Here is a 21,525-nt window from a genome sequence, read left to right as displayed (position 1 = left end):
ACAATTAAACGATCAACATGTCTTAAAATTGCCAGCTGTTCATTTTTTCTTAAACATTTTTTAGGCAGAATTTCGACTTGCATTTATGTTACCATAAAGAGATCTGATGACCAACTTTTGCAATATACTGTATTTTGTAGCGTTTGTTACATTTTTTTTCTCTAATTCTCTAATTTTTATTAGAGCATACTGTTGAATTGTAATTAATGGCAATACTATTTCTTCTCTAAGATTAATCGAATCTTTTAAGAATAAAGCATTTTGCATTAACTCATCCTGACCAGATACCTTCAACAACATTTCTATGCTTAATTGATATTCATCATAGATCCACCCCCAGAACTCGCCAAATTCTTCATCATTCTTCATATACTCGGTAAGTTTAAAGTACGACTTACAGATGGATTGCATACTATTTGCTACTAGCGTTCGAAAAAACAATGATGAATTGTACAAATTTTTACAGTCAGAAAGTAATCCTTCCTCTTCTAGTTTCTTTAATGATGATCCTACACCAAAAAATCCTGGAACATTCTGTTTCATTTGGCTCCATGCTCCAACAAAAGGAATTGCTCTAAGATCTTCGAAATTCAGTTTCTCGGTTTGCTTTCTCTTTCCCGGACGACTACCAATATTTGCTTTACCATAGTATTTTAAAGCACTCATCTTCTCCAGGTAAGGAACAAATTTATCTGATGATTTAAACCTTTGATATTCTGCCAAACTATATTCCGAAAGTTTTTCCATCACTAATCTATCTTTGTCACTCAACACCTTGTCCGAGTCATCAAATAAACTGTTTTCCAATACTGCAGAAATTAATCGCTCCTGGTAAAATCTTGCAGAATCCCGGGTTCCGAATTTAGAACTAATGGTTTGTCCTTGAATGGTAACTTGGATTTCGCGATTCTCTATCGTATTTCCCAATGATGAATAGAATTTATGTGTATTTCCACCTCCGCGTGCTGGTGGTCCCCCACGACCATCGAAAAATGCAACTGTAATTCCCATTTCACGAGATAGTTTGGTAATATTCTCCTTCGCTTTGTAGATATTCCAGTTTGCCGAGAAATACCCTCCATCCTTTGTTCCGTCAGAAAATCCAAGCATTATGGTTTGTTTCTTTCCTCTGCTTACAAGATGCTCCGCATATTCTTCATTCTCATAAAGCTTACGCATGGTAATCGCAGCTTTTTCCAAGTCATTAATGGTTTCAAACAGAGGAATAATATCCAATGGAATTTCACCCTGCCAAGCACACATTTTAGCCATAGCAAAAACTCTTGCCACATCATCTTCACCTCTACAATTGCTTATAATTATTCGATTACAAGCTTTCACTCCGTTTCTTTTCTGAATTTCCTTAATGGTTCCAAAAAGACTCAAAGTATCTTTTATCACTTCATCATCCGACTGGAATAAAGAAACCGGAGTATTCAGTTTGGTTAATTCCTCAAACTCCAAACTACAATTTTGATCCTTCAATTCTGGAGCTGTGGAACAAAGCACATCAAAGGCTTGCTTTATAATTCTGCTATCCTGCCTGATATCTATTCCAGCGAAATGAGTTCCGAACAACAAGACCTTGTTCCTAAATTCATGCAACAATTCTACAAAGAAACCATCATGCTCTTCTATCAATTGTTTTTCAATTACCGCCAAGGATTGAAGGATTTCTTCCTGCTGCATCCTGGATGAGGTATCTTCACCATTAACTGCTTGCAGTATTCTCTCTCCAGAGCAAGTAGTTTCTCGTAAACGCCTTTAAAACTTAATCTTCTTCGCAGTTTTCTGATATCATCGTGATAATTTGACAGTAGAATACTTCGCAACCTATCAGCCACAGCTAAAGTAGTATCTACCTTTACAAAAGGATTACCATCGCGATCGCCTCCAGGCCAAAATCCGAAAGTAAGTACATTTCCGTCCTGCTCTTCCGGATTACTCACTTCTTTCATCAAATCTCCATACAATTCGGATGCAGATTGATAAAATATGTTTTCGAGATACCAGCTTAAACTTTTGGCCTCATCATAAGGCGTTGGTCGTTCCTTTTTATAGAAGGGAGTTTTACCAAGCTGCGTTAATAACATTTTTATCTGCAGTAGGTCATTCTTTTGAATGGCATCAATTAAATCATTAATAATTGCCAATACCGTACTTGGGTAAAACTGTGTTGGGTGCGCTGTCAATACAATTCGAACTGCCAGACTTTTTAACGCCTCACCAATTTTCTCCTTGCTTTCACTACTTGATAATCTGTTTTTAATCGATTCTATCTTTCCTCTTCTTTCCGGATCATGCAAATCTAAAAAAGCCGCATCTTCCAAGGCATCCAATAATACTACTTGACGCTCAATATAGTTAATCACACGAAACATGAAATCCAACTGTTCCGATTCTGTTTTAAAATTGGTTTGCTTTTCGAAAAAATGATCTAAAATCTCAACAGGAGATTTTCCTTCCTCTAATCCCTTACGACAAGTATCCTTCATAAGGGGAATAAGAATACCTGTTCCGTGTATGCCATCTAACGGAAGCGTTAGAAAGATACTATTGTACAATTTGTACCGAAGTTCAACTTCGTTTTGAAATGTTTCTGATTGCATAGGCCTTTATATTATTATTCTCCCCCTTTAATTCTTCATTCAAGATAGTAAAAAGAGTGAATTGGCATAAAAGATACAATCAGAAACTTGAAGATTTATTTTTTTATTTCAATCATTACTGGCAAATGATCAGATGGATATTTACCATCTACTTTAAGATCAATAATTTTGTAATTGACTATTTTTGTTGAGTTATCCACAAAAATATAATCGATTCTATCTGTTACGGGCTTATCGTGTTCAAAGGCATTAAAGGTTCCAATCTTTGATTTAGTTTTTGCTTTAATATGAGAATCAATCATATTATCGGCCAAATACTTTATGGCTTTACTTTCTGGCTTTAAATTTAAATCACCCATTAAAACAACAGGCAAATTTCCCTGATTCAATTGTTGAATTTTCTTCAAGATTAACTTAGCACTTTCATATTGAGCTTTTTCTCCAACATGATCGAAATGAGCATTAAACACCCAAAATTGTTTTCCTGATTTCTTATCTTCAAATAAAGCATATGTGCATATTCTCTCAAGAACAGCATCCCAGCCAACCGATATTTCATTTGGAGTTGTTGACAACCAAAATGTAGATTCTTTTACAATTTTATAAGCTGAATTTTTATAAAAAATAGCACAATATTCCCCTTTCTTTTTCCCATCGTCTCTTCCAACTCCAACATATGAATAATCTGTTAAGTTCTCATCTAAAAATTCAAGTTGATGACACAAACCTTCTTGTGTACCGAATACGTCCGGATGATACTCACAAATTAGGTCAATGATATTTTCTTTTCGAAGTTCCCACTTGTTTATGCCATCATTGGGATTATCGTATCGCAGATTATAGGTCATAAATTTTTGGGCATACAAGGAATTCATTAGTAATCCCAGTATTATTATGATATTACATATTACTTTCTTCATTTTTCTTTTCAAATTTGAAAAAAGGCTGCACTTAAAGCACAGCCTAACTAAACTATTTCGTTGATTTTAATACAAAATGCAATTCTCCACCTTGCATTATTTGCTGATGAGTAATGGTTAATTCTTTGTACTCTTCACCATTTAGCAATACCTTTTCAATGTAGTGGTTTTCTTTGCCTTGGTTTTCGGTAGTAATGGTAAAAGTTTTACCATTCGGCAAATGCAAAATTCCTTTTTCAACCCAAGGTGAAGTAATATCATAAACTCCATTCGCCGGATTTACCGGATAGATTCCTAAAGACGAAAATACCATCCAAGCAGACATTTGACCGCAATCCTCATTACCACAATATCCATCTGGTTGAGTAGTGTATTGGGTATTGATAATTCTGCGAACCATTTCCTGAGTTTTCTCTGCTTGATTGATATAATTGTACAAGTAGGCAACATGATGACTTGGTTCATTTCCGTGAGCATATTGACCAATCATACCTGTGCTAAATATCGGCAACTTATCATCTGCCGTAGGATAATAAGTAAACATTGAATCCAATTTCGCCGAAAATTTGTCCTCCCCAACTGTTTTTATAAACTCTGGCACATCTTGAGGTACATACCAGAAATACTGCCAGGCATTACTCTCACAAAAGTAATTGGTATATTCCTTAGGTATGAATGGTGAAACAAAATTTCCTTTAGGATCTTTAGGTCTAAAGAAAGTTGATTTTGGATCGTATAGATTTTTCCAATTTTCTCCTCTTTTTAAGAAATATTTGTAGTCTGCTTCATTATTTAAAGCTTTTGCAAACTGTGCAATACACCAATCATCGTAAGCATACTCCAATGTTTTTGAAACAGACCAGTTTTCACCTTCTTCATCAGTAGGAACATAGCCCAAGTGCATATACTCATCAATCTGGCGACCTTTCTCCATTGCCGATTCTTTACAAGCTTTGTAAGCTTTTTCAACATCCATTTCAATTCCTTTAAAATAAGCATCTACAATTACCGGAACCGCATGATATCCAATCATCATATTGGTTTCGTTCCCTGCCATAGACCATACAGGCAACAAACCTGTTTCATCGTAATGAATTAGAAAAGATTTGATGAAATCTTCTACTTTATCAGGACATAAAATTGTGTATAATGGATGTGCAGCTCTGTAGGTATCCCACAATGAGAAAGTATCATAGCGATCAAATCCCTCTGCTTTGTGGTATTTTCCATCTGCACCTTTGTGCATTCCATCAATATCTGAGTGCAAACTAGGAGTAAGATATAAATGATACAAATTGGTATAAAACAATTCTTTTTGTTCTTCATCTGCTTCAATCTCAATCTGAGACAATAAGTTCTCCCATTCTTGATCGGCTTGTTTTACTACACCATCAAAATCCCAATGATTTAGCTCTGCCTTCATATTCTTTTTTGCTCCTTCAATGGAAGCAGAAGATAAGGCAACTTTTACCAAAATTTCTTCAGGATTTTCAATGTCAAAATTTGCGATCAATTTTGTTTTAGGAGAGGTAACCGACATATTTGCCGACTTCTTATCTCCTTCAAACAATTCAACAGATTTAAAAGCTTTTGAAAATTGTGCAGTAAAATACAGATGTTGATCTCTTGCCCAACCATTTGATTTTCTGTATCCCGATATGGTCGAATCATTCTCAACAATTATTTTAGTATCATATGGGTTATCCCAATTCAATTTATATCCCAAATCCAAAATAATTTTAGAATCAGAATCTTTAGGAAAACTGTATCTGTGAAAACCTACTCGCTTTGTAGTGGTAAGCTCAGCGGTAATTCCCGAACTCAACAATTCCACTTTATAATAGCCAGGTGAAGCTTCCTCCTTTTCATGAGAAAATTTTGAGTATGGACGATAATCTCCTTCCGGTGTTAAATTATCTGTAAAACGACTATTTAAAGGCATCAAAAGAATATCATACATATCCCCTGCGCCAGTTCCTGATAAATGAGTGTGACTAAATCCAGCTATGGTTGAATCAGGCCAAAAATACCCTGCGATTCTATCCCAACCTGGCAAACCGTTATCAGGACTAAGCTGCACCATACCAAAAGGCATTACTGCTCCAGGATAAGTATTACCTGGTCCATCGGTACCTACGAAAGTATTTACATAGCTAGTTAATTTCCGCGGCTCTGCCTGCTTTTTATTGCACGCAAAGAGACCAATCATTGCCAAACAAAAGGCTAATAATCTCATAATAAGTAAATAGTTTATTTTCCAAATAAAATGGAAAATGTAAATAGTAAATTGGCTTTTGGAAATATGTTCCAAATATAAACAAAACATGCATTCATATCCTACAATTCGTGCAAAAGCTGTTTCATTTTTTTAATAAATTCTAAGAAATGCATTTCCAATATTCATTAATCACTTCCTAATTATCCGCTATTGATTTTTAAGATCTAAATGAATAAATATTTTAGTAAATTAGATAACTACCAAATTTTAACCTAAAACTCAATGAAAAAACTAATTTACACAGTATTCCTTCTTGTAATTATTTACTCATGCACTCAACAAAAAGAATCAGGTATTAAAAATATCCGAAAAGGAGAATATTTAGGAGAAATTAAACCGGATAGCATCGCCAGGTTATTTGCACCCAACTTCGTATCCAGTCATCTGCATGAAAGAGACTTTACCATGAGTCCCGATGGTAAAGAAATATACTATACCATCAGAAATGGCGCTGACTATTACATTGCCACTTCCAAACTGGTAAATGATGTTTGGACTGAGCCTAAATTTGCTTCTTTTTCAGGAAATCCAGCATACAAAGATCTTGAACCATTCATTACCCGAGATGGCAAAAAATTGTTCTTCATGTCCACAAGACCGCCCAAAGGAAAGGAACAAAAAGATGGATGGTTCTATCAAAACATTTGGGTAATGGATAAAACAGTTGAGGGATGGTCGGAACCATATGAACTAGAAGGACCAATAAATACTGATTCAGGACAATATTATCCAACATTAACCAATAGTGGTACCATTTACTACACACACGAAGAAAGTAAAAATGTGCAAGTCATATATCGATCGAAATTGATTGATGGGAAATATCAAACGCCAGAGCGTCTTCCTAAAGAAGTAAATCCTACCAATATGCAATACAACTCGCTGATTGCACCTGATGAGAGTTACCTTATTGTTTGTACTTTGATTGAAGGGAATAGCATTGGTCGAGCAGATTATTATATCAGCTTTAATTTAGGGAATGATAATTGGACTCCTTTAATGAATATGGGGAATAAAGTAAATTTCCCAAACACATTTGCATTGTCGCCATCTTTGTCTCCTGATGGAAAATATTTTATCTTTTCTAATAACAAGCAAATACGTCAGGAAAGGCCAAATCTCAAGGAGATAAAGAAAAATGCTGTTTCTCCACAAAATGGAAATCTTGATTTGTATTGGATAAAAACCGATTTTATAGAAGATCTTAAAGCAGAAGCTTTAGCAAAACAGAACAAACAGTAGGCATATGAAGATTTTATTGACCGGCGCCAATGGTTATATAGGTAAACGATTACTTCCTGTTCTCTTGGAACAAGGTCATACTGTGTATTGCTGTGTTCGAAACAAGCAACGGTTTACGCATAAAGAATATTTCCATCCAAACATTAGGGTATTAGAAGTGGATCTTCTAGATCCAAAATCTTTAGAGAAAATTCCAAAAGATATTCAGGTCAGCTACTACCTGATTCATTCAATGCTTCATGGTACTGTAGGATTTGATGTTCTCGAAAAACGATGTGCACAAAACTTTGTAAACTGCCTAAAGAAAACGGAGAATCGACAAATTGTATACCTTAGCGGCATTGCCAATGAAGAAAAACTTTCAAAGCATTTACAATCGAGAAAAGAAGTTGAAGACATCCTAAAAGAGAGTCGCAGCTATGTGACCATTTTAAGAGCAGGAATTATAGTTGGTTCTGGCAGTGCATCTTTCGAAATTATTCGCGATTTGGTAGAAAAGCTACCAATAATGATAACCCCACAATGGTTATTAACCAAATGTCAACCCATAGCCATTCGCAATGTAATTGAGTATTTGCACAAGGTAATTTACAACAAACACTGTCTGAACCAGACCTTTGATATTGGCGGAACGGAAGTTCTAAGTTATAAGGAAATGCTATTGCAATATGCTGAGGTTCGAAAACTGAATAGAAAGGTAATCACTTTACCCATAATGACACCTCGCCTTTCTTCCTACTGGCTATTTTTTATAACTTCAACATCCTATAACCTAGCGGTAAACCTGGTTAACAGCATGAAAGTGGAAGTGGTTTGCCGACCAAATGATTTTGCCCAAAAACTTGATATTCATCCAATCTCATACAAAGAAGCGATTGAAAAAGCTATGGGTAAAATCAAACAGCAGATGGTAATTTCATCCTGGAAAGATGCCTTAAGTAGTGGAATATTATCGAACAAAAACTTTAAGTATGTAGAGCCTCCAAGTTTTGGTTGTTATTTTGATACCAAAATTCTTCCTGTGAAAAACAAACAATTGGTTTTGGATAATGTTTGGGCTTTAGGTGGAGATAGAGGCTGGTATTATGCAAATTGGCTATGGCAATTTCGTGGCTTTTTGGATAAGCTGTTTGGTGGTGTTGGCCTAAATCGTGGACGAAGACATCCTTCGGAAATAGAGATTGGCGACTCTCTGGATTTTTGGAGAGTATTATTGGCCGATAAAGAAAATAAGAGGTTATTGCTCTACGCTGAAATGAAATTACCGGGAGAAGCTTGGCTCGAATTTTCATTGAAGCAAAACCATCTGCAGCAAAAAGCCATTTTCAGACCCAAAGGCTTGGCAGGAAGACTGTATTGGTATTTGAGTTACCCATTCCATGTTTTTATATTTAAAGGAATGATTAATGGCATTATAAATTACAATAAAAGATCATGAAAAAACGCGTAACAGGAATAGGTGGAATCTTTTTCAAAACCAAAGATCCCAAAAGAACAAGAGAATGGTACAACAAACATTTGGGCATTCAATGTCCTGATGAATATGGTGGTGTATTTGAATGGCAAAAAACCAGTAAGCCTGAAGAAACTGGATTTACCATTTGGGGGCCGTTTGAGGAGAACACTGAATATTTTCAGCCTTCAAAGAAAGATTTCATGTTCAATTATCGTGTTGAGAACCTTGAAGAATTGCTTACAATTTTAAAAGAGGAAGGGGTTGAGATTGTTGGAGAGATGCAAGTATTTGAATATGGAAAATTTGGCTGGATTCTTGATCCTGAAGGAAATAAAGTAGAACTTTGGGAACCTATTGAAGGCCCATTTAGTGAGATGTACAAAGGAAAGTCAACCTCTGAGTAAGATATACACATGACAAAACCAATCGTTAATTTTTTAGATCCCTTAAGTATACCGGACGAAAATTTAAAGTATTCCATAGTTTGTTCGAAATATCAAAATACATGGGTGTTTGTGCGTCATAGAATGCGCGAAACATGGGAAATGCCTGCTGGACATATTGAAGCGAATGAAACAGCACTACAGGCAGCCAGAAGAGAGCTGTACGAAGAAACCGGAGCCAAAGAATTTAGCCTTAAATTAATTGCCGACTATTCCTGCGATTGGAAAGGCGAAATCAATTATGGAAGAATCTTTTTTGCCAATATTACTTATTTGGGAGAATTGCCTAAATCTGAGATTGCAGAAATTCGTTTCTTTAAGGACTTGCCTGAGGATTTAACCTATCCTGATATTCAGAATCTAGTCTTCGAAGAGGTGAATCAGATATTAATAAATAACTCTAATAGCCATGTCAACTGTATTTAGCATTCTTTTTAACACTAAAATGACCTATGAAAAGTTAAATAATAAATTTTCAGATGAGCTAAGTGGATATAGTGATATTATATTCATGATTTATGGTATTCTAATTGGATTAGATTCTGTTTTTAAAGATTACCCATATTTCAATGAATCTGGTTTGGGAATTTTGCTGTTTCTAATTTTATTAAGCATAGGAGTTTCTGTAATAGTAGGTAGATATATTCTACCGTACATTACATTACTTTTCGGAAAATTATTGAAGGGGCAAGCTGAATATATAGATATAAAGACTGTTTTTGCATATTCATTAATTCCAACATTAATCAAACTTTGTATACTTATACCTTTGTATTTTAACATTGAGAACATTCAATCACACACTTATTTTCTAAATATATTTAATTTAGCATTCTATATTCTATCTATTAAGATTCTAATCCAAGGGTTAAATTTCTTTAATGATTATGGATATTTTAAAGCTCTCATAAATATTAGTCCTTTTTTAATCATATGGATCATCCTAAACATTATAAGTGCAATCAAATATATATAAATGTCCCAAATCAATTTCCACTCCGATTTTTATGAGGCCATTAAAGATGGCAACAAAACTCAAACTGCAAGAGTTGATGAACCTGCTCCTGAATTGGGAAAAGGCGAAGCCATTTTTGATGACAAGCCTTCAATAGAAATACGAATTACGAAAGTGACACACAAGAATTTTAAAGAATTGACAATAGCAGAAATCAAGAAGGATGGCTTTGATACGAAAGAAGAATTATGGTCTGTTTTGCTGGGATTTTATCCTGACCTAAAACAAACAGACCATTTAATGTTGATTGAATTCAAAACTGTATAATTCTATTTTTCAAATAACACACAAACAGGTTTAGGTGCTTTTGTCTCATCAATGAAAGTGAGTAAGCCTGTTTCTTTATTGCGCTTAAAGCATACCAAATTATTGGTATTCTGATTGGCTACAAGCAAAAATTTCTCATCAGGACTAAGGCTAAAATTACGAGGATGTTCACCACGTGTAGACTCATGTCCTATCAATTCCAGTCTTCCATCTTCCAATACAGCATATATCACAATGCTGTTGTGTCCGCGATTAGAACCGTACAGAAACTTTCCATCGGATGAAATGTGAATATCTGCAGTAAAACTGCTTCCTTCAAAAGCTTGTGGCAAGGTATTTACATTATCAATAGTTTGTAAGCTTTCTCCCTTTAGAAGGGTGATTGTATTGCTTAGTTCATTAATCACATAAATAAATTTGCCATTGGGATGAAAGGCCAAATGTCTTGGCCCTGACCCTTCAGGCATTACAATGCGTTCTGTATGGTCAAATTTATCATCCTTAATGGTAGAAGTCCACAATTCATTGGTTCCTAAATCCACAGCAATTACTCTATCTTTATTGGGATGAAACCAAATACTATGAGCGTGTGGAGCATCTTGTCTACCCTCAACGGTTCCTGATCCTTTGTGCTGATTCACATCCATCAGTTCAGAAAGGTTTCCTTTTTCATCAACTCGCAGTAAACCCGTATTTCCACCGGTATAGTTAGCTGTTAGAACAATACCCTCCTTTTCTGTAACAAAACAAGGATGTGCTCCCCCACTCGATTTCCTGCTGATCAACTCAAGCTGATCACCTATCTTATAGCTTTCAACACTCCCTACTCCATCCAATGAATTGATCTCATTTATCGCAAGCAAATTTTTACCCTTATTGGCAAAACACAAAAAAGATGGATTCTTGGTTTCAGCTTGTAAACTCAGTTCGCCAAACTTTCCCGATTTGTTCATTGCGATTTTATAGATTCCCTTAGAGTTGGTATCGGTATATGTGCCGATATAGATAGAATAGGCTGCCTGAGTCATTTTCTTCTCTTTTGATTGATTGCATGATAGCGCAAAAATAGATATCAGCACCAGTATGATTGTAGATTTATTCATGAGATTTGAATTAATTCACTCAAAGATAAGAGAAAATTATGGGCATCAACTATATTAATGGATAGGAAAAATTACCAAGCATAAAACCTGAGTCACTACAGAAATTAAGGTTGATTTTTTCAATTGGAATAGAAGAATAATACAGTGGAAACTTCCTTTACTTAATTATCGACATAGAATATTGAATTGAGACCATACTTTTTCCAATGGGAAAGAAAAATGAAGTCATGGGAAACATTCTTTCGTCAATTAATGGGTACTTTTTTCAAATTGACTTAGAAATTTAGTTCAGGGGAAGGAGAAAAATGAAATTGAATCACTTCTGGAGTAAATTGAAAAAGGGATTTGATTAATTGAAGGGTGAAAATATCACAGGGCGAGTCAAAACTCTATCGGGGTCAGTATTTATAAAGGATTTTCACCTTTTTGCGTTTACTACACTTATTTATCAACAAGCACAATCTTTCGTTTCACTTGTTTATCGAGATACTGAATGAGTAAATAGTAGACACCAGAAGAAAGTCCATTCATATTCAAATCCATATGATTGCCCGAATTCAAATATTCCATTACCTTCCTTCCTGTAGAATCGAAAGTACTCAACCGAAACTCATTCACCTCATCGTGTTCAATTAATATGGTAAAAATTCCATTGCTTGGATTTGGATATACTTTTACCTCTCTTTCGGCCTCATCGCCTGGGTCTGGTGTAGGATCTGGATCGGTATCTGGATTCGGATCTCCAGCAATGGTATCACGAACTACCAACTGGTGCGTTCCTTCAGATAGATCCACTGTAATCTCAAAAATCCCAGCTTCATTCGAATCTCCAACTCGCTGCAATTCATCGTCAACAAACACACCAAATGAGTTATTGGTCTGCATATCCAAAGCAAAAATCTTAATGGTTCGGCTTCCCTCTATCGGGTTGACCATATAAGAGGAATTTAAAGTATCGCCCTTTGCATGGAACAGATACAGGTGATTCTCCCAATCAACACCAATGGTGCTTTCGTTTTTAAACAGTTTGCCACCTGCATTCGATGGATTTTGATTGTCTCCAATCTTTATGGTATGCAGATAAACCAAATCCTCACTTACTTGCGTTGGCTCAACCTCAATTCGCCAGCTTCCAGGGTGTGCCGAAACGAAATTGGGACTATTGTCTGGAGGATAGTTGGTTCCATTTACCCAATACTCATACGCACTTCCTCCAATTAAAGTAGTTGTTGTTGATTCTGGCAACAAGGTACGTATGGCGACATTTCCATTCCCATGCGATGCTTTATAATCTCTGCCATTATAAGTTATGATTTTATCAGAAACTGTAGTACTCACCACCTGACCATTGATATCCGGACGATTGGCAAAATGATTGATGTACTTTGCCTTTCGCTCTCTCGATGATACATTTAGCAGGTGTAGATGATCCAACACCAAAACTCTATCGGGTTTGTGATACAAAAGCCTGCGTTCGAACCTGTCCAATTTATTGGATGCATAAGAATCTGCAGCATCGCTGATATAATAAGCATACTCGTCGCCAGCAGCAAACTTTAGCCACTCTCCCCTTCTGTGATCACTATCTGTAACATCACCCACATTCTCCAATCGATCGGTCCATATCTGTCCACCATCATTCGAAACGGATCGGCCAAAAGCACGATACGACTCCGAACCATCGAAAACACAAATGGAATTGTGCGCAATGGTACGCGAATAGTAATTGTTGTAATGATTCGTGGCATAAGAATCGTAATGACCAGCATCCAATATTTGAGGTTTGTCTTTTATAATTACAAAATGGTTGTTGTCTCTGTGCTCATGATCCGCTCGTTTGGCTGGAGCACAATAATACCAAATCATGGTAGCATCCTCATTCCATGAAGTTCGGCTAACCGCCAGTCCGGTTTTGTCAGCCCACCAATCCAATGGTGGCTCAGGATGCGAAACCGTAGGGGTCTCAAAATCTTTAAACAGAAGTTTCTGAAAAACCAGATTCGAATTGTTCAGGTATTGAGCTGCACCATATTTTTGAACCAAGTACTGGCTTCTTTCGTCGCCAAACTCTGCTGCATGACGATACATTACCCTGTTGGCCTGATCTAAATTGATTACCGCATCCCCCAAATGAATGGTATAATTATCTGGACGATAGAAATACCAGTACTGATTGATCGATTCTCTAATCCATGATTGTTCTTGATAGTAATCAGTACCTGTTGCAATTTTCATATCATCAAAAAACTGGTACTGTCGTGGCAAACCGAACATAGAATAAGCTGCTCCCCAATTCCAACCTCCATCATCATCTCGAAAGTAAGCAAAGGCTGGTAGAATGCCATTTTCCCATTTGCCAACCAAGGTTTTGTACCAGGAATTTACATCCGACATCTGGCCTGATGATAATCCATCTGCACCATGAAGTGCAAGTACAGCATGCATGGTAATTCCGCAATTATAAATGTTATGGCTGGTTACATAGCTATTACCTGAAGAGGTTAGAACATAGTTATCCATAAAGTATTCCAAAACCCGAAACAACGCTTTGGAGAGTTGTTGCCTCTTAATCTGTGGAACATCATTGTAAGTCCAATCGAGAAGAATGGCTCCATAATTACAATTATCCCTTAGCAGATTCTCTTTGGTATCTCCTGAGTAATTGTCGAAGTTTAATGAATTTAGGTATTCAACATACCTCGATATAATAAATTCGCAGCGTTTCAGTGCCAAGCCATCAGTCCCCAATTTCAATAAAAAGGCAGTCATACGTGACATTTGGAATGCATCACTCGAACCAAACTCGTAATTCCATTGAGTGGAATCCGATCCAACCATGTAGGTTTTTGAACTGGTAACCCAATTTCTATCGTAAGCACTCTTAAATCGCTGATAGGTTTCCTGACACTCCCCACTGGATATATTCGCTTTTAACCAGTCAAAGCGCTCCTTGCCCAATTCTATTCTTGGATGTTGTTCATTAACAAGTGGAACATCCTGAGAATAACAACCAAACAGTAAAAAGAAAAACAGAAATACCAATACACTTCTCATCTTGTCCCTTCTTTTGACATATCGAAGTATAAAATACAAAAATTCAAGGGATTAAGCAGATTAATATTTCGTAAAACTGCTTATTTAGAATGACGAATCACACCTGCGAATACAAATAGAAATTAAGCAATTTGAGTATTCAACTTTCTGAACTCTCTGATGATAAAGATTCCCGCTATCATAGCTGAACCTACATCCGAAATTGGCCCTGCAAACCAAACTCCATCAAGCCCCAAATAATCTGGTAGGATAAAAAGAATCGGAATCAAAAGAATTACTTGTCGCATTAAAGTAAGCAAGGTAGACACTCCTGCTCTTCCGATGGATTGAAAGTAGTTTCCTACTATGATCTGAAATCCGACTATCGGTAGTGCAATCAAGAATGTTCTAAGTCCTTTGGCTCCTACTTGCAATAATTCCTTATCCGTACTATTAAATGCCAGTACCATGGTTTCCGGGAACAGCTGAACCAATATCCAACCAATTACTGCAATTCCTGTGGCTGCAGTCATACAAATTTTCAACGTCTCTTTTACCCTCTGGTAGTGTTTTGCACCATGACTAAATCCAAAAATTGGTTGTGATGCCATGTTTATGGCAATAACGGTCATAACAATTAACATGGCAACCGAATTGATGACCCCCATGGCCGCAATGGCTACATCATTGCTAAATTTAATTAGCTGTATATTGTATAATCCTTGCACAAAGCTACCTGCAATTTGCATAGAAAATGGTGCAAATCCAATGCTAATGATATACCAAATGATTTGTGGATTAAGCTTAAAATTAGTGGCGCTCAACCTTATTACGGATCGGTCACTTCTAAAGTGTTTGATCACCCAGATGCACAATATCAGCTGAGAAATAATTGTTGCATATGCTGCTCCTGCAACTCCCATATCAAGCAGGAATATAAAAATAGGATCGAGAACAATGTTGGTTCCTGCACTAATTAACATGGAGTACATGGCAATTTTTGCATTCCCTTCAGAACGAATCAGATTGTTTAAAGAAAATCCAACCACATTAAATACAGCACCATAAAGTATAATATTTAGATATTCATTTGCAATATCCATGGTATCTGTCGACACTCCAAACAGTCGTAAAAGAGGATCTTTAATTGTAAATCCTAAAACGGTAATGAATGCAGATACAATGAGCATTAGAATAAAAGAGTTACCCAATACCCATTCTGCCCTTTTAAAGTCTTTCTTCCCTAAATTAATTGAGATACGAACACCTGCGCCCATTCCTATTAACATTCCAAATGCCATAAGAATTAACATGATGGGATACACAGCACTTAATCCGGAAAGTGCTATCGATCCAACGCCTTGGCCAATAAATATTCGGTCAACCACATTATACAGCGAGTTGATTACAACTCCTGTAAATGCAGGCCAAAAATACTTCCACAGCAAGCTGCTTACTTTGGCATTCTCTAATTCGTATACGTTTTGGCTGTTTTTATCCATAGAAAGTGGGACAAATGTACCAAGAATGCCTGGCAACAAAGACTAATTCCAAATAAAATTTATCAAAAGTCGGTAAGTGGTATTTGTTCACAGGCAAAAAGCCTCTGATTGCCTGTAAACTTATGCGAGAAAAGTTAAATAAAAAAAGATGTTTAGCTTTAAAGAATTATTTCAGTTTATATCGATCTCTTTCCGCAAAATAGTCCATTACAATGGTTCTACTATTAAATTTAGCCGAATGTAGAACTCCATCCGGTATAAAATAATGATCACCTTTTCTGTATTTTTGGGTTTCCTCATTAATTGTCAGATCCATATCACCATCGATTACCATGCCCCACTGTGCACCGTGTGAATGTCGAGGAACTTCACCAATTGGTTCAATATCGAAAAATACAATCTGATGATTTTCACCTTGCGCAACCCAACCGCGAACTCCATTAAAAGGAATATCAGCTTCAGGTAAATTCTTAATCATGTCTGGATAGATGTCTTGCATTTAGAATAAGTTTTAAATTCGCTTGAAATTTACAAATATTTACTGCCTTCCCTTACACTAAGCGGAGACAATGGATACTTTGAGATAAATTCTTTGACCCAATCGGGATTAAATTTGGAATACTGACGCAATGCCCAACCTATGGCTTTGTTCACAAAAAACTCTTTGGTCAGAGTATTTGCAATGATTGCCTTTGATAGTAATTCTGTATCAACATCATCTTTGAATTTTAATTGGAAAATAATTGATACACGTTTCAACCAAATATTCGAGCTGATGATCCAATTACTTATCACCTCTGTCTTTAATTCAGGATATTTTTTACACAATACACCTACCAATGGAGCCAAGGAATCAACAGAGTCCCACCAGGATTTCGTAATAATCAATTGCTCTAATTTTGAGATATCCTTCTTCTCAAGCTCTTTCTTAAGTTTTCCGAGATAATCCAGAGCCAGATATTGAAATTCTCGTTCGGGAAGTTCCCAAAGATAATTAACCAAATTCCAATCGATCATTTTATCCTTAGTAACTTTTCTCAAAAAGCCTTTACTCAATTCATCCCTTTTTGGTTTAGGTAATCCAAGAAATGGAAAACGACATTTCATATATGCCGACATTTTAATGGCATTTTCTTCATCGAAGTTCTTTCTGAATTGCTCTACTATTCTAATGGTTTTTGTTTGCATGATGACATTGGTTTTACAAAAGCTCAACTATACTATTTTTCAGCATCGAGCTGTTTTTTTCTTCTTTCCTACTCTTCCTTTATCTATTATTTTTTGTAAATATTCTGGTGCAAAAGGTACTTTGCATGATGTTTTTCCCGTGTACACATCTACTTTGCCTATCTTCTCTGCAATCTTCACAGACAAGTTGGTTAATTCCGCCACATAGGCACCAAGAGAGATTACAAAACCATTCATGGTGTATTTTACCCTGTTCGATGAAGTATGAATATTCTTTTCAACACGTAACAAAAGTCTTTTTAGTAATTCTATATCCAATTCTTCATCTGGCTTTAGAGCAACCAAACTCGATAGAGTTGACCAACCAGCAGCTGCTGTGTTTTCTTGCTTAGATTCAATCCATTCCAAAGCCAATTCGAAACCAAATTGAGACTCTGCAGCAATCCAAGGCACAGTGTATTCACTAATCATGTACCAATATGCACCCTTCACCCACTTCTGAAGATCTGCTTTAGTCATCATCTTTTCATCTGCAATTAATCCGGCCAAATACATGGCATCAGAATTACCTGAATCGTACAATTCCAACGAAAGCTGGTAATCCTTTTTGATTTTCCTCACAATTTTCTTCAGGTCCTGAACCTTCACGCCGTAAAATGGCTCACGAGCTCCATGTTTTACAAGTACACTTTTTGTTCCTTCGTTTCCGTAAGATTCCAACTCTTTAAATACTTCCTCTTTGGTCATTATATTGGTATTATCTTTTATCTTGACACTCATTTTCAACCTCAGTTTTTTCAGGATGTTCAACTCCTAAAACAATGGCATCAGGCAACCGTTATTTGATATCAGCAGCACGAGCCAATCCATTTACTGCTTCTATTCTACCATTTGTACCATACATTTCAAATGCAGTCTTTTCATTTGAATTGATTAACTGGCAAGAAACTTCGGAAGAATTTGTCCAAAATTCATCTTTAGCTGTGCTGGCAAAGAAAATCAACTTTTCTGATTCATGATTTAACTCAATTGCAAGTTGAGAATGATAAAGTTTAAGTGTCTCCTCTAGATCCTCTTTAATTTTCTTATGAAATAAAAAGCCATGCATAGCCTTAACATCCATTTCATCAATCAATACAACTGATGAAGATCTCCCTGAGAGCCTCTCAGATTTTAATATTTGAACCTGATGATGTACCTCACTACAGCCATACAATTCTGAGCCATTAAACATTTTCCAATTTGATAGAAATGGTTCTACATTTCGGGTTGTGATACTCAATTTTAGTTTTGGCTCAAAATTGGAATTACAATAAGCCAAATCATTCTGAACAGGAAAGCTGAAACAAATTTGCTTAGCAGTCCCAAAAAAATTGTTCACTTTATAGTTAGCAAGATCTTTTCCCCGTAAAGTTATTTTCCAATACTTATCAATGATAAAATGATAATGATCCTCAATATCCAAAGAATATCGACTATTTAATTCAATTCTATCATGCAAATGGACTAACGAGCTTATTCTTATTTTGCCATTGATCCAATCGGACAGATTCAGATCTTTTGATATATTCAGTTTGGTAAAAGTGATTTTTATTCTCCAGGATAAATCATTGTAGAGAATGGCTTTAAAATCCATTGGCAAGCCTGTACCTGGATAAAAAGCATTTCGTAGAATCAAATGGTAATCTTCCTGTTTCTTTCGAAATATCAATTTTGGATTGCCGTCAAAAGATTTCAGATCAATATTCCAAGAATTTCCTTCATCGGAAAAAAACGTAATGGATTTCTCACTCTTTTTGTATTGAATATCATTTCCAAGAAGCTTTCCAAAAGCATTTAAAGAAGGTTGCAAAGCAAGAAATCCAAACCCCAGTCCTTTTAGAAAATTTCTTCTGCTACCTAATCTGGATCGTCTACTGTCTTCAACACCTCTCGCTATTTTCAGCTTTTTAATATCTACTAATTTCAAGCTCATTTCCCTCCGATTTATCCAATAGAATAGAAATTAAGAAAGACCGAGCTGAATGTCAAGCAGAAAGTAAATTTATTTTTATTGAGTTTAAATAAATCTTGATTAATGATATTAAAAAAAAGCTTCATCTTATGATGAAGCTTATGCATTAAATTTAAATATCATTTTCGGAATGTCTCATTCCAGATTTTTTCGAATTTGCTCTCATGATTCTATATCGCTTACCAAAAAAGTATCGAAAGCTTAATTTGGCAATTTGAGTTTCTCTGTACTTGATTTCCTTATTATAAAACTCAGGATCCGAAGTATGTATCTTAAATCTGAAAGTATTGAATATATCATTAGCTGTAAAAGACAAACTACCTCTTCCTTTTAATACTTTTCTACTTAATCCTAAATCTACATAGTACAAATTTTGATATTTTCCTTGAGCAACCAAGATTTCTGATTGATAACGGAAGCTCGCCTGAAGTTTAAACCACTTTTTGAAGTTCATGATTGAAGTTACTTTCCCTTCAACTTCCCACATATCACGTGTACCAAACTTATATCCTTCTCCTGGTTTTGTTTCTTCATAAATACCTGCCACATATCCACTCAAGCTCCACCACTTATTTAACTTTGTTGATGCTTCAACCTCCAGAGCAGAGAAAAACTTTGAATCAAAATTACCAAATTGAACAATAGATCTATTGTTATCATCAATTAAATCGATATTGATTAATTAGATTTTTATAGTAATTCACATATAAGGTAGTTTTGTAACTTGCCTTTTCTCTATCGAAAGACATTGACATTTCTGCATTATGGTTGTAATAGGCATCCATATCCTGTGATCCTAACCTTTGATTTTCGGGATCGCGAAGGTTTTGGAAAGGATTTAACATTCCTGAATTAGGTCGATATATCATTCTACTATAAGCCAATTGCCATTGCTTCTTATCCGAAATCTGATAAGACAAATGAATACTTGGGAAAAGATCTAAATAATCATCCTTAAATTCTTTATTGGTATTAATATCAGAATATTCGGCACGAAGACCTAATTCGTAGGCAAACTTCCCTTTTGAATCAGAATACATTGCATACAATCCGTGGATGTTTTCTTCGTAATTAAAATCGTAAACAACCGAACCAACCTTATAATCTATTTCGTTATTTCTATAAAGATATCCAGTTTGAAACTTGCCTTTATCCCCAACAGGAAGCTCATAATCCACCTGAGCGACAGCTTCTTTCCTTGTCGTTTTGTAAAAATCTGAGTACAAGTTTGTGATATTAGCAGTTGATTCCAATATTTCATCTTGAGCGAAATTTTGGATATTAAAATACTCTGCATAGTTACCAGCATTGTCAGCAGCATTATCTGTATAAGCCAAATCTATCGAGAGAGTTTCCCCTTTCTTAGCAAACTTGTGCATATAAGAAGCATTGTAAACCCATGAATTCATATCTAAATCAACAGCACTGGTTCTATAATCAATAATTGGCATTGCACTACTTACTACATTTGCACGAGTATAATCATAGCTTCCATTCCAATTTTGAAGAACATCTTGGTACTTGGCTGAAAAAGTAAGCGTGTTATTATCATTAATCAAATAATCCAAACCCAATTTTCCAATATGATATCGATTTCCAAAATCAACATCTGCATTTTCCAAAAGAAGAGTATGTGCATCTTCCTTCTTAATCTCTCTTTGCACATTGTAATCTCTCCCTGCCCAATCATCTTTATAATTATATGAACCGAAAAAATTCACTTTTCCAGTACGATAATTTCCACTAATACCACCAGATTTCTTATCCTTAGTACCTACCGTTGCAGCTACACTACCATTAAAGCCCTTTATTCTGTCCTTTTTCATGATAATGTTAATGATACCTCCTGCTCCCGTTGCATCATATTTGGCAGAAGATGTACTGATTACTTCAATACGATCAACATCGTGAGCGGACATACCATTTAAAACTTCAGCTGGATTAATACCTAGAAGACCACTGATTTTTCCATCAATCAAAATTTTCACATTAGAACTTCCTCTAAATTGTATTGCTCCTTCAGCATCTACACTCAATTTAGGCAGGGTATTCAAAACTTCATTTATGGTTCCTCCATCCGCAACCGGCGATTTGGAAACATTGTAAACAGTTTTACCAAGTTCTACCTTGGAAAATTCTCTATTTCCTTCAACCTTAACTTCTGAAATATTTTTGGTGTCTATTTTAAGTTTTACGGGATTAGTTAGAATCTTACTTTCTCCATTCTTAATATCCAACATTTTACTACTGTACGTAATATACCCCATATACTCAACCTTAAAGTAATAGGATCCAGCACTCAATTTTTCCAGCAAAAAATCGCCTCTCTTATTTGAAATTGTTCCTTTTACAAGCTTTGAACTATCTGAAGAATAAATGGAAATTGTTGCAAACTCCAATGGTTTGTTTGATTGGTTTTCAATAATTTTTCCCTTTAGCGAAGAACTTCCTTTTT

General features: G+C 35.6%; 19 protein-coding genes. 6 read left to right on the top strand and 13 right to left on the bottom strand.

The window, feature by feature from the left end; translation table 11 throughout:
* Positions 1-60 precede the first annotated feature (60 nt).
* The 4 genes from JCM15579_RS20725 to JCM15579_RS07475 all read right to left on the bottom strand — a co-directional run bounded on the left by JCM15579_RS20725 (position 61) and on the right by JCM15579_RS07475 (position 5,765).
* The gene (locus JCM15579_RS20725) at positions 61-1,689 is read right to left on the bottom strand and encodes a phosphoenolpyruvate carboxylase (protein WP_218186099.1); all 1,629 of its coding nucleotides are present in this window, start codon (positions 1,687-1,689) and stop codon (positions 61-63) included.
* A complete protein-coding gene (locus JCM15579_RS22265) occupies positions 1,653-2,609 on the bottom strand; it encodes a phosphoenolpyruvate carboxylase (protein ID WP_218186098.1) in 957 nt (318 codons plus the stop codon). Before JCM15579_RS22265 ends, JCM15579_RS20725 begins: the two co-directional genes overlap by 37 nt.
* Positions 2,610-2,704: 95 nt before the next feature.
* Complete coding sequence (locus JCM15579_RS07480; protein WP_054718021.1) at positions 2,705-3,529, bottom strand: endonuclease/exonuclease/phosphatase family protein; 825 nt, start codon at positions 3,527-3,529, stop codon at positions 2,705-2,707.
* A gap of 52 nt (positions 3,530-3,581) precedes the next feature.
* A complete protein-coding gene (locus tag JCM15579_RS07475; RefSeq protein ID WP_054718018.1) occupies positions 3,582-5,765 on the bottom strand; it encodes a GH92 family glycosyl hydrolase in 2,184 nt (727 codons plus the stop codon).
* Positions 5,766-6,029: 264 nt separating this feature from the next.
* On the opposite strand from JCM15579_RS07475, the gene JCM15579_RS07470 reads away from it, so the two are divergent.
* From JCM15579_RS07470 to JCM15579_RS07445, 6 genes are read left to right on the top strand one after another with little or no spacing between them, the layout of a single operon-like run.
* On the top strand, positions 6,030-7,049 hold the full coding sequence (locus JCM15579_RS07470; protein ID WP_054718015.1) for a TolB-like translocation protein: 1,020 nt from the start codon (positions 6,030-6,032) through the stop codon (positions 7,047-7,049).
* 4 nt (positions 7,050-7,053) lie between these two features.
* The gene (locus JCM15579_RS07465; protein ID WP_054718014.1) at positions 7,054-8,487 is read left to right on the top strand and encodes an SDR family oxidoreductase; all 1,434 of its coding nucleotides are present in this window, start codon (positions 7,054-7,056) and stop codon (positions 8,485-8,487) included.
* Positions 8,484-8,909, top strand: a complete 426-nt coding sequence (locus tag JCM15579_RS07460) for a VOC family protein (protein WP_054718011.1) — start codon at positions 8,484-8,486, stop codon at positions 8,907-8,909. Before JCM15579_RS07465 ends, JCM15579_RS07460 begins: the two co-directional genes overlap by 4 nt.
* A gap of 9 nt (positions 8,910-8,918) precedes the next feature.
* The gene (locus JCM15579_RS07455) at positions 8,919-9,374 is read left to right on the top strand and encodes an NUDIX hydrolase (RefSeq protein WP_083464588.1); all 456 of its coding nucleotides are present in this window, start codon (positions 8,919-8,921) and stop codon (positions 9,372-9,374) included.
* Complete coding sequence (locus tag JCM15579_RS22260) at positions 9,358-9,924, top strand: YIP1 family protein (RefSeq protein ID WP_054718005.1); 567 nt, start codon at positions 9,358-9,360, stop codon at positions 9,922-9,924. The genes JCM15579_RS07455 and JCM15579_RS22260 overlap by 17 nt, the downstream gene beginning before the upstream one ends.
* Positions 9,925-10,230: an ASCH domain-containing protein gene (locus tag JCM15579_RS07445; protein WP_054718002.1), complete on the top strand. Its 306-nt coding sequence runs from the start codon at positions 9,925-9,927 to the stop codon at positions 10,228-10,230.
* Between the two features lie 2 nt (positions 10,231-10,232).
* Here JCM15579_RS07445 and JCM15579_RS07440 read toward each other — a convergent pair whose 3' ends face one another.
* From JCM15579_RS07440 to JCM15579_RS07400, 9 genes are all read right to left on the bottom strand, one after another.
* Positions 10,233-11,333 (bottom strand): lactonase family protein, encoded by a 1,101-nt coding sequence (locus tag JCM15579_RS07440; RefSeq protein WP_054717999.1) that lies wholly within the window; start codon positions 11,331-11,333, stop codon positions 10,233-10,235.
* A gap of 441 nt (positions 11,334-11,774) precedes the next feature.
* Positions 11,775-14,387, bottom strand: coding sequence for a T9SS type A sorting domain-containing protein (locus JCM15579_RS07435; RefSeq protein ID WP_054717995.1), 2,613 nt, complete (start codon positions 14,385-14,387; stop codon positions 11,775-11,777).
* 122 nt (positions 14,388-14,509) lie between these two features.
* Positions 14,510-15,868, bottom strand: coding sequence for an MATE family efflux transporter (locus JCM15579_RS07430; protein ID WP_054717992.1), 1,359 nt, complete (start codon positions 15,866-15,868; stop codon positions 14,510-14,512).
* Between the two features lie 166 nt (positions 15,869-16,034).
* Positions 16,035-16,367 (bottom strand): cupin domain-containing protein, encoded by a 333-nt coding sequence (locus JCM15579_RS07425; protein ID WP_054717987.1) that lies wholly within the window; start codon positions 16,365-16,367, stop codon positions 16,035-16,037.
* A gap of 29 nt (positions 16,368-16,396) precedes the next feature.
* On the bottom strand, positions 16,397-17,056 hold the full coding sequence (locus JCM15579_RS07420; RefSeq protein WP_172677391.1) for a DNA alkylation repair protein: 660 nt from the start codon (positions 17,054-17,056) through the stop codon (positions 16,397-16,399).
* A 39-nt stretch (positions 17,057-17,095) separates the two neighbouring features.
* Positions 17,096-17,836, bottom strand: coding sequence for a DNA alkylation repair protein (locus JCM15579_RS07415; RefSeq protein ID WP_218186097.1), 741 nt, complete (start codon positions 17,834-17,836; stop codon positions 17,096-17,098).
* A 58-nt stretch (positions 17,837-17,894) separates the two neighbouring features.
* Entirely contained in the window at positions 17,895-19,031 is a 1,137-nt protein-coding gene (locus tag JCM15579_RS07410) for a hypothetical protein (RefSeq protein WP_054717981.1), read from the bottom strand.
* Positions 19,032-19,182: 151 nt separating this feature from the next.
* The gene (locus tag JCM15579_RS21855; RefSeq protein WP_506256065.1) at positions 19,183-19,713 is read right to left on the bottom strand and encodes an outer membrane beta-barrel protein; all 531 of its coding nucleotides are present in this window, start codon (positions 19,711-19,713) and stop codon (positions 19,183-19,185) included.
* Between the two features lie 16 nt (positions 19,714-19,729).
* A partial coding sequence (locus tag JCM15579_RS07400; protein WP_083464586.1) for an outer membrane beta-barrel protein occupies positions 19,730-21,525 on the bottom strand: 1,796 nt, incomplete at its 5' end.

The sequence above is a fragment of the Marinifilum fragile JCM 15579 genome, from assembly GCF_001310955.1.
Lineage (GTDB): Bacteria > Bacteroidota > Bacteroidia > Bacteroidales > Marinifilaceae > Marinifilum > Marinifilum fragile.
The sequence above is the reverse complement of the archived record's forward strand: the minus strand, read 5'-3'. Positions and strand labels throughout refer to the sequence as shown.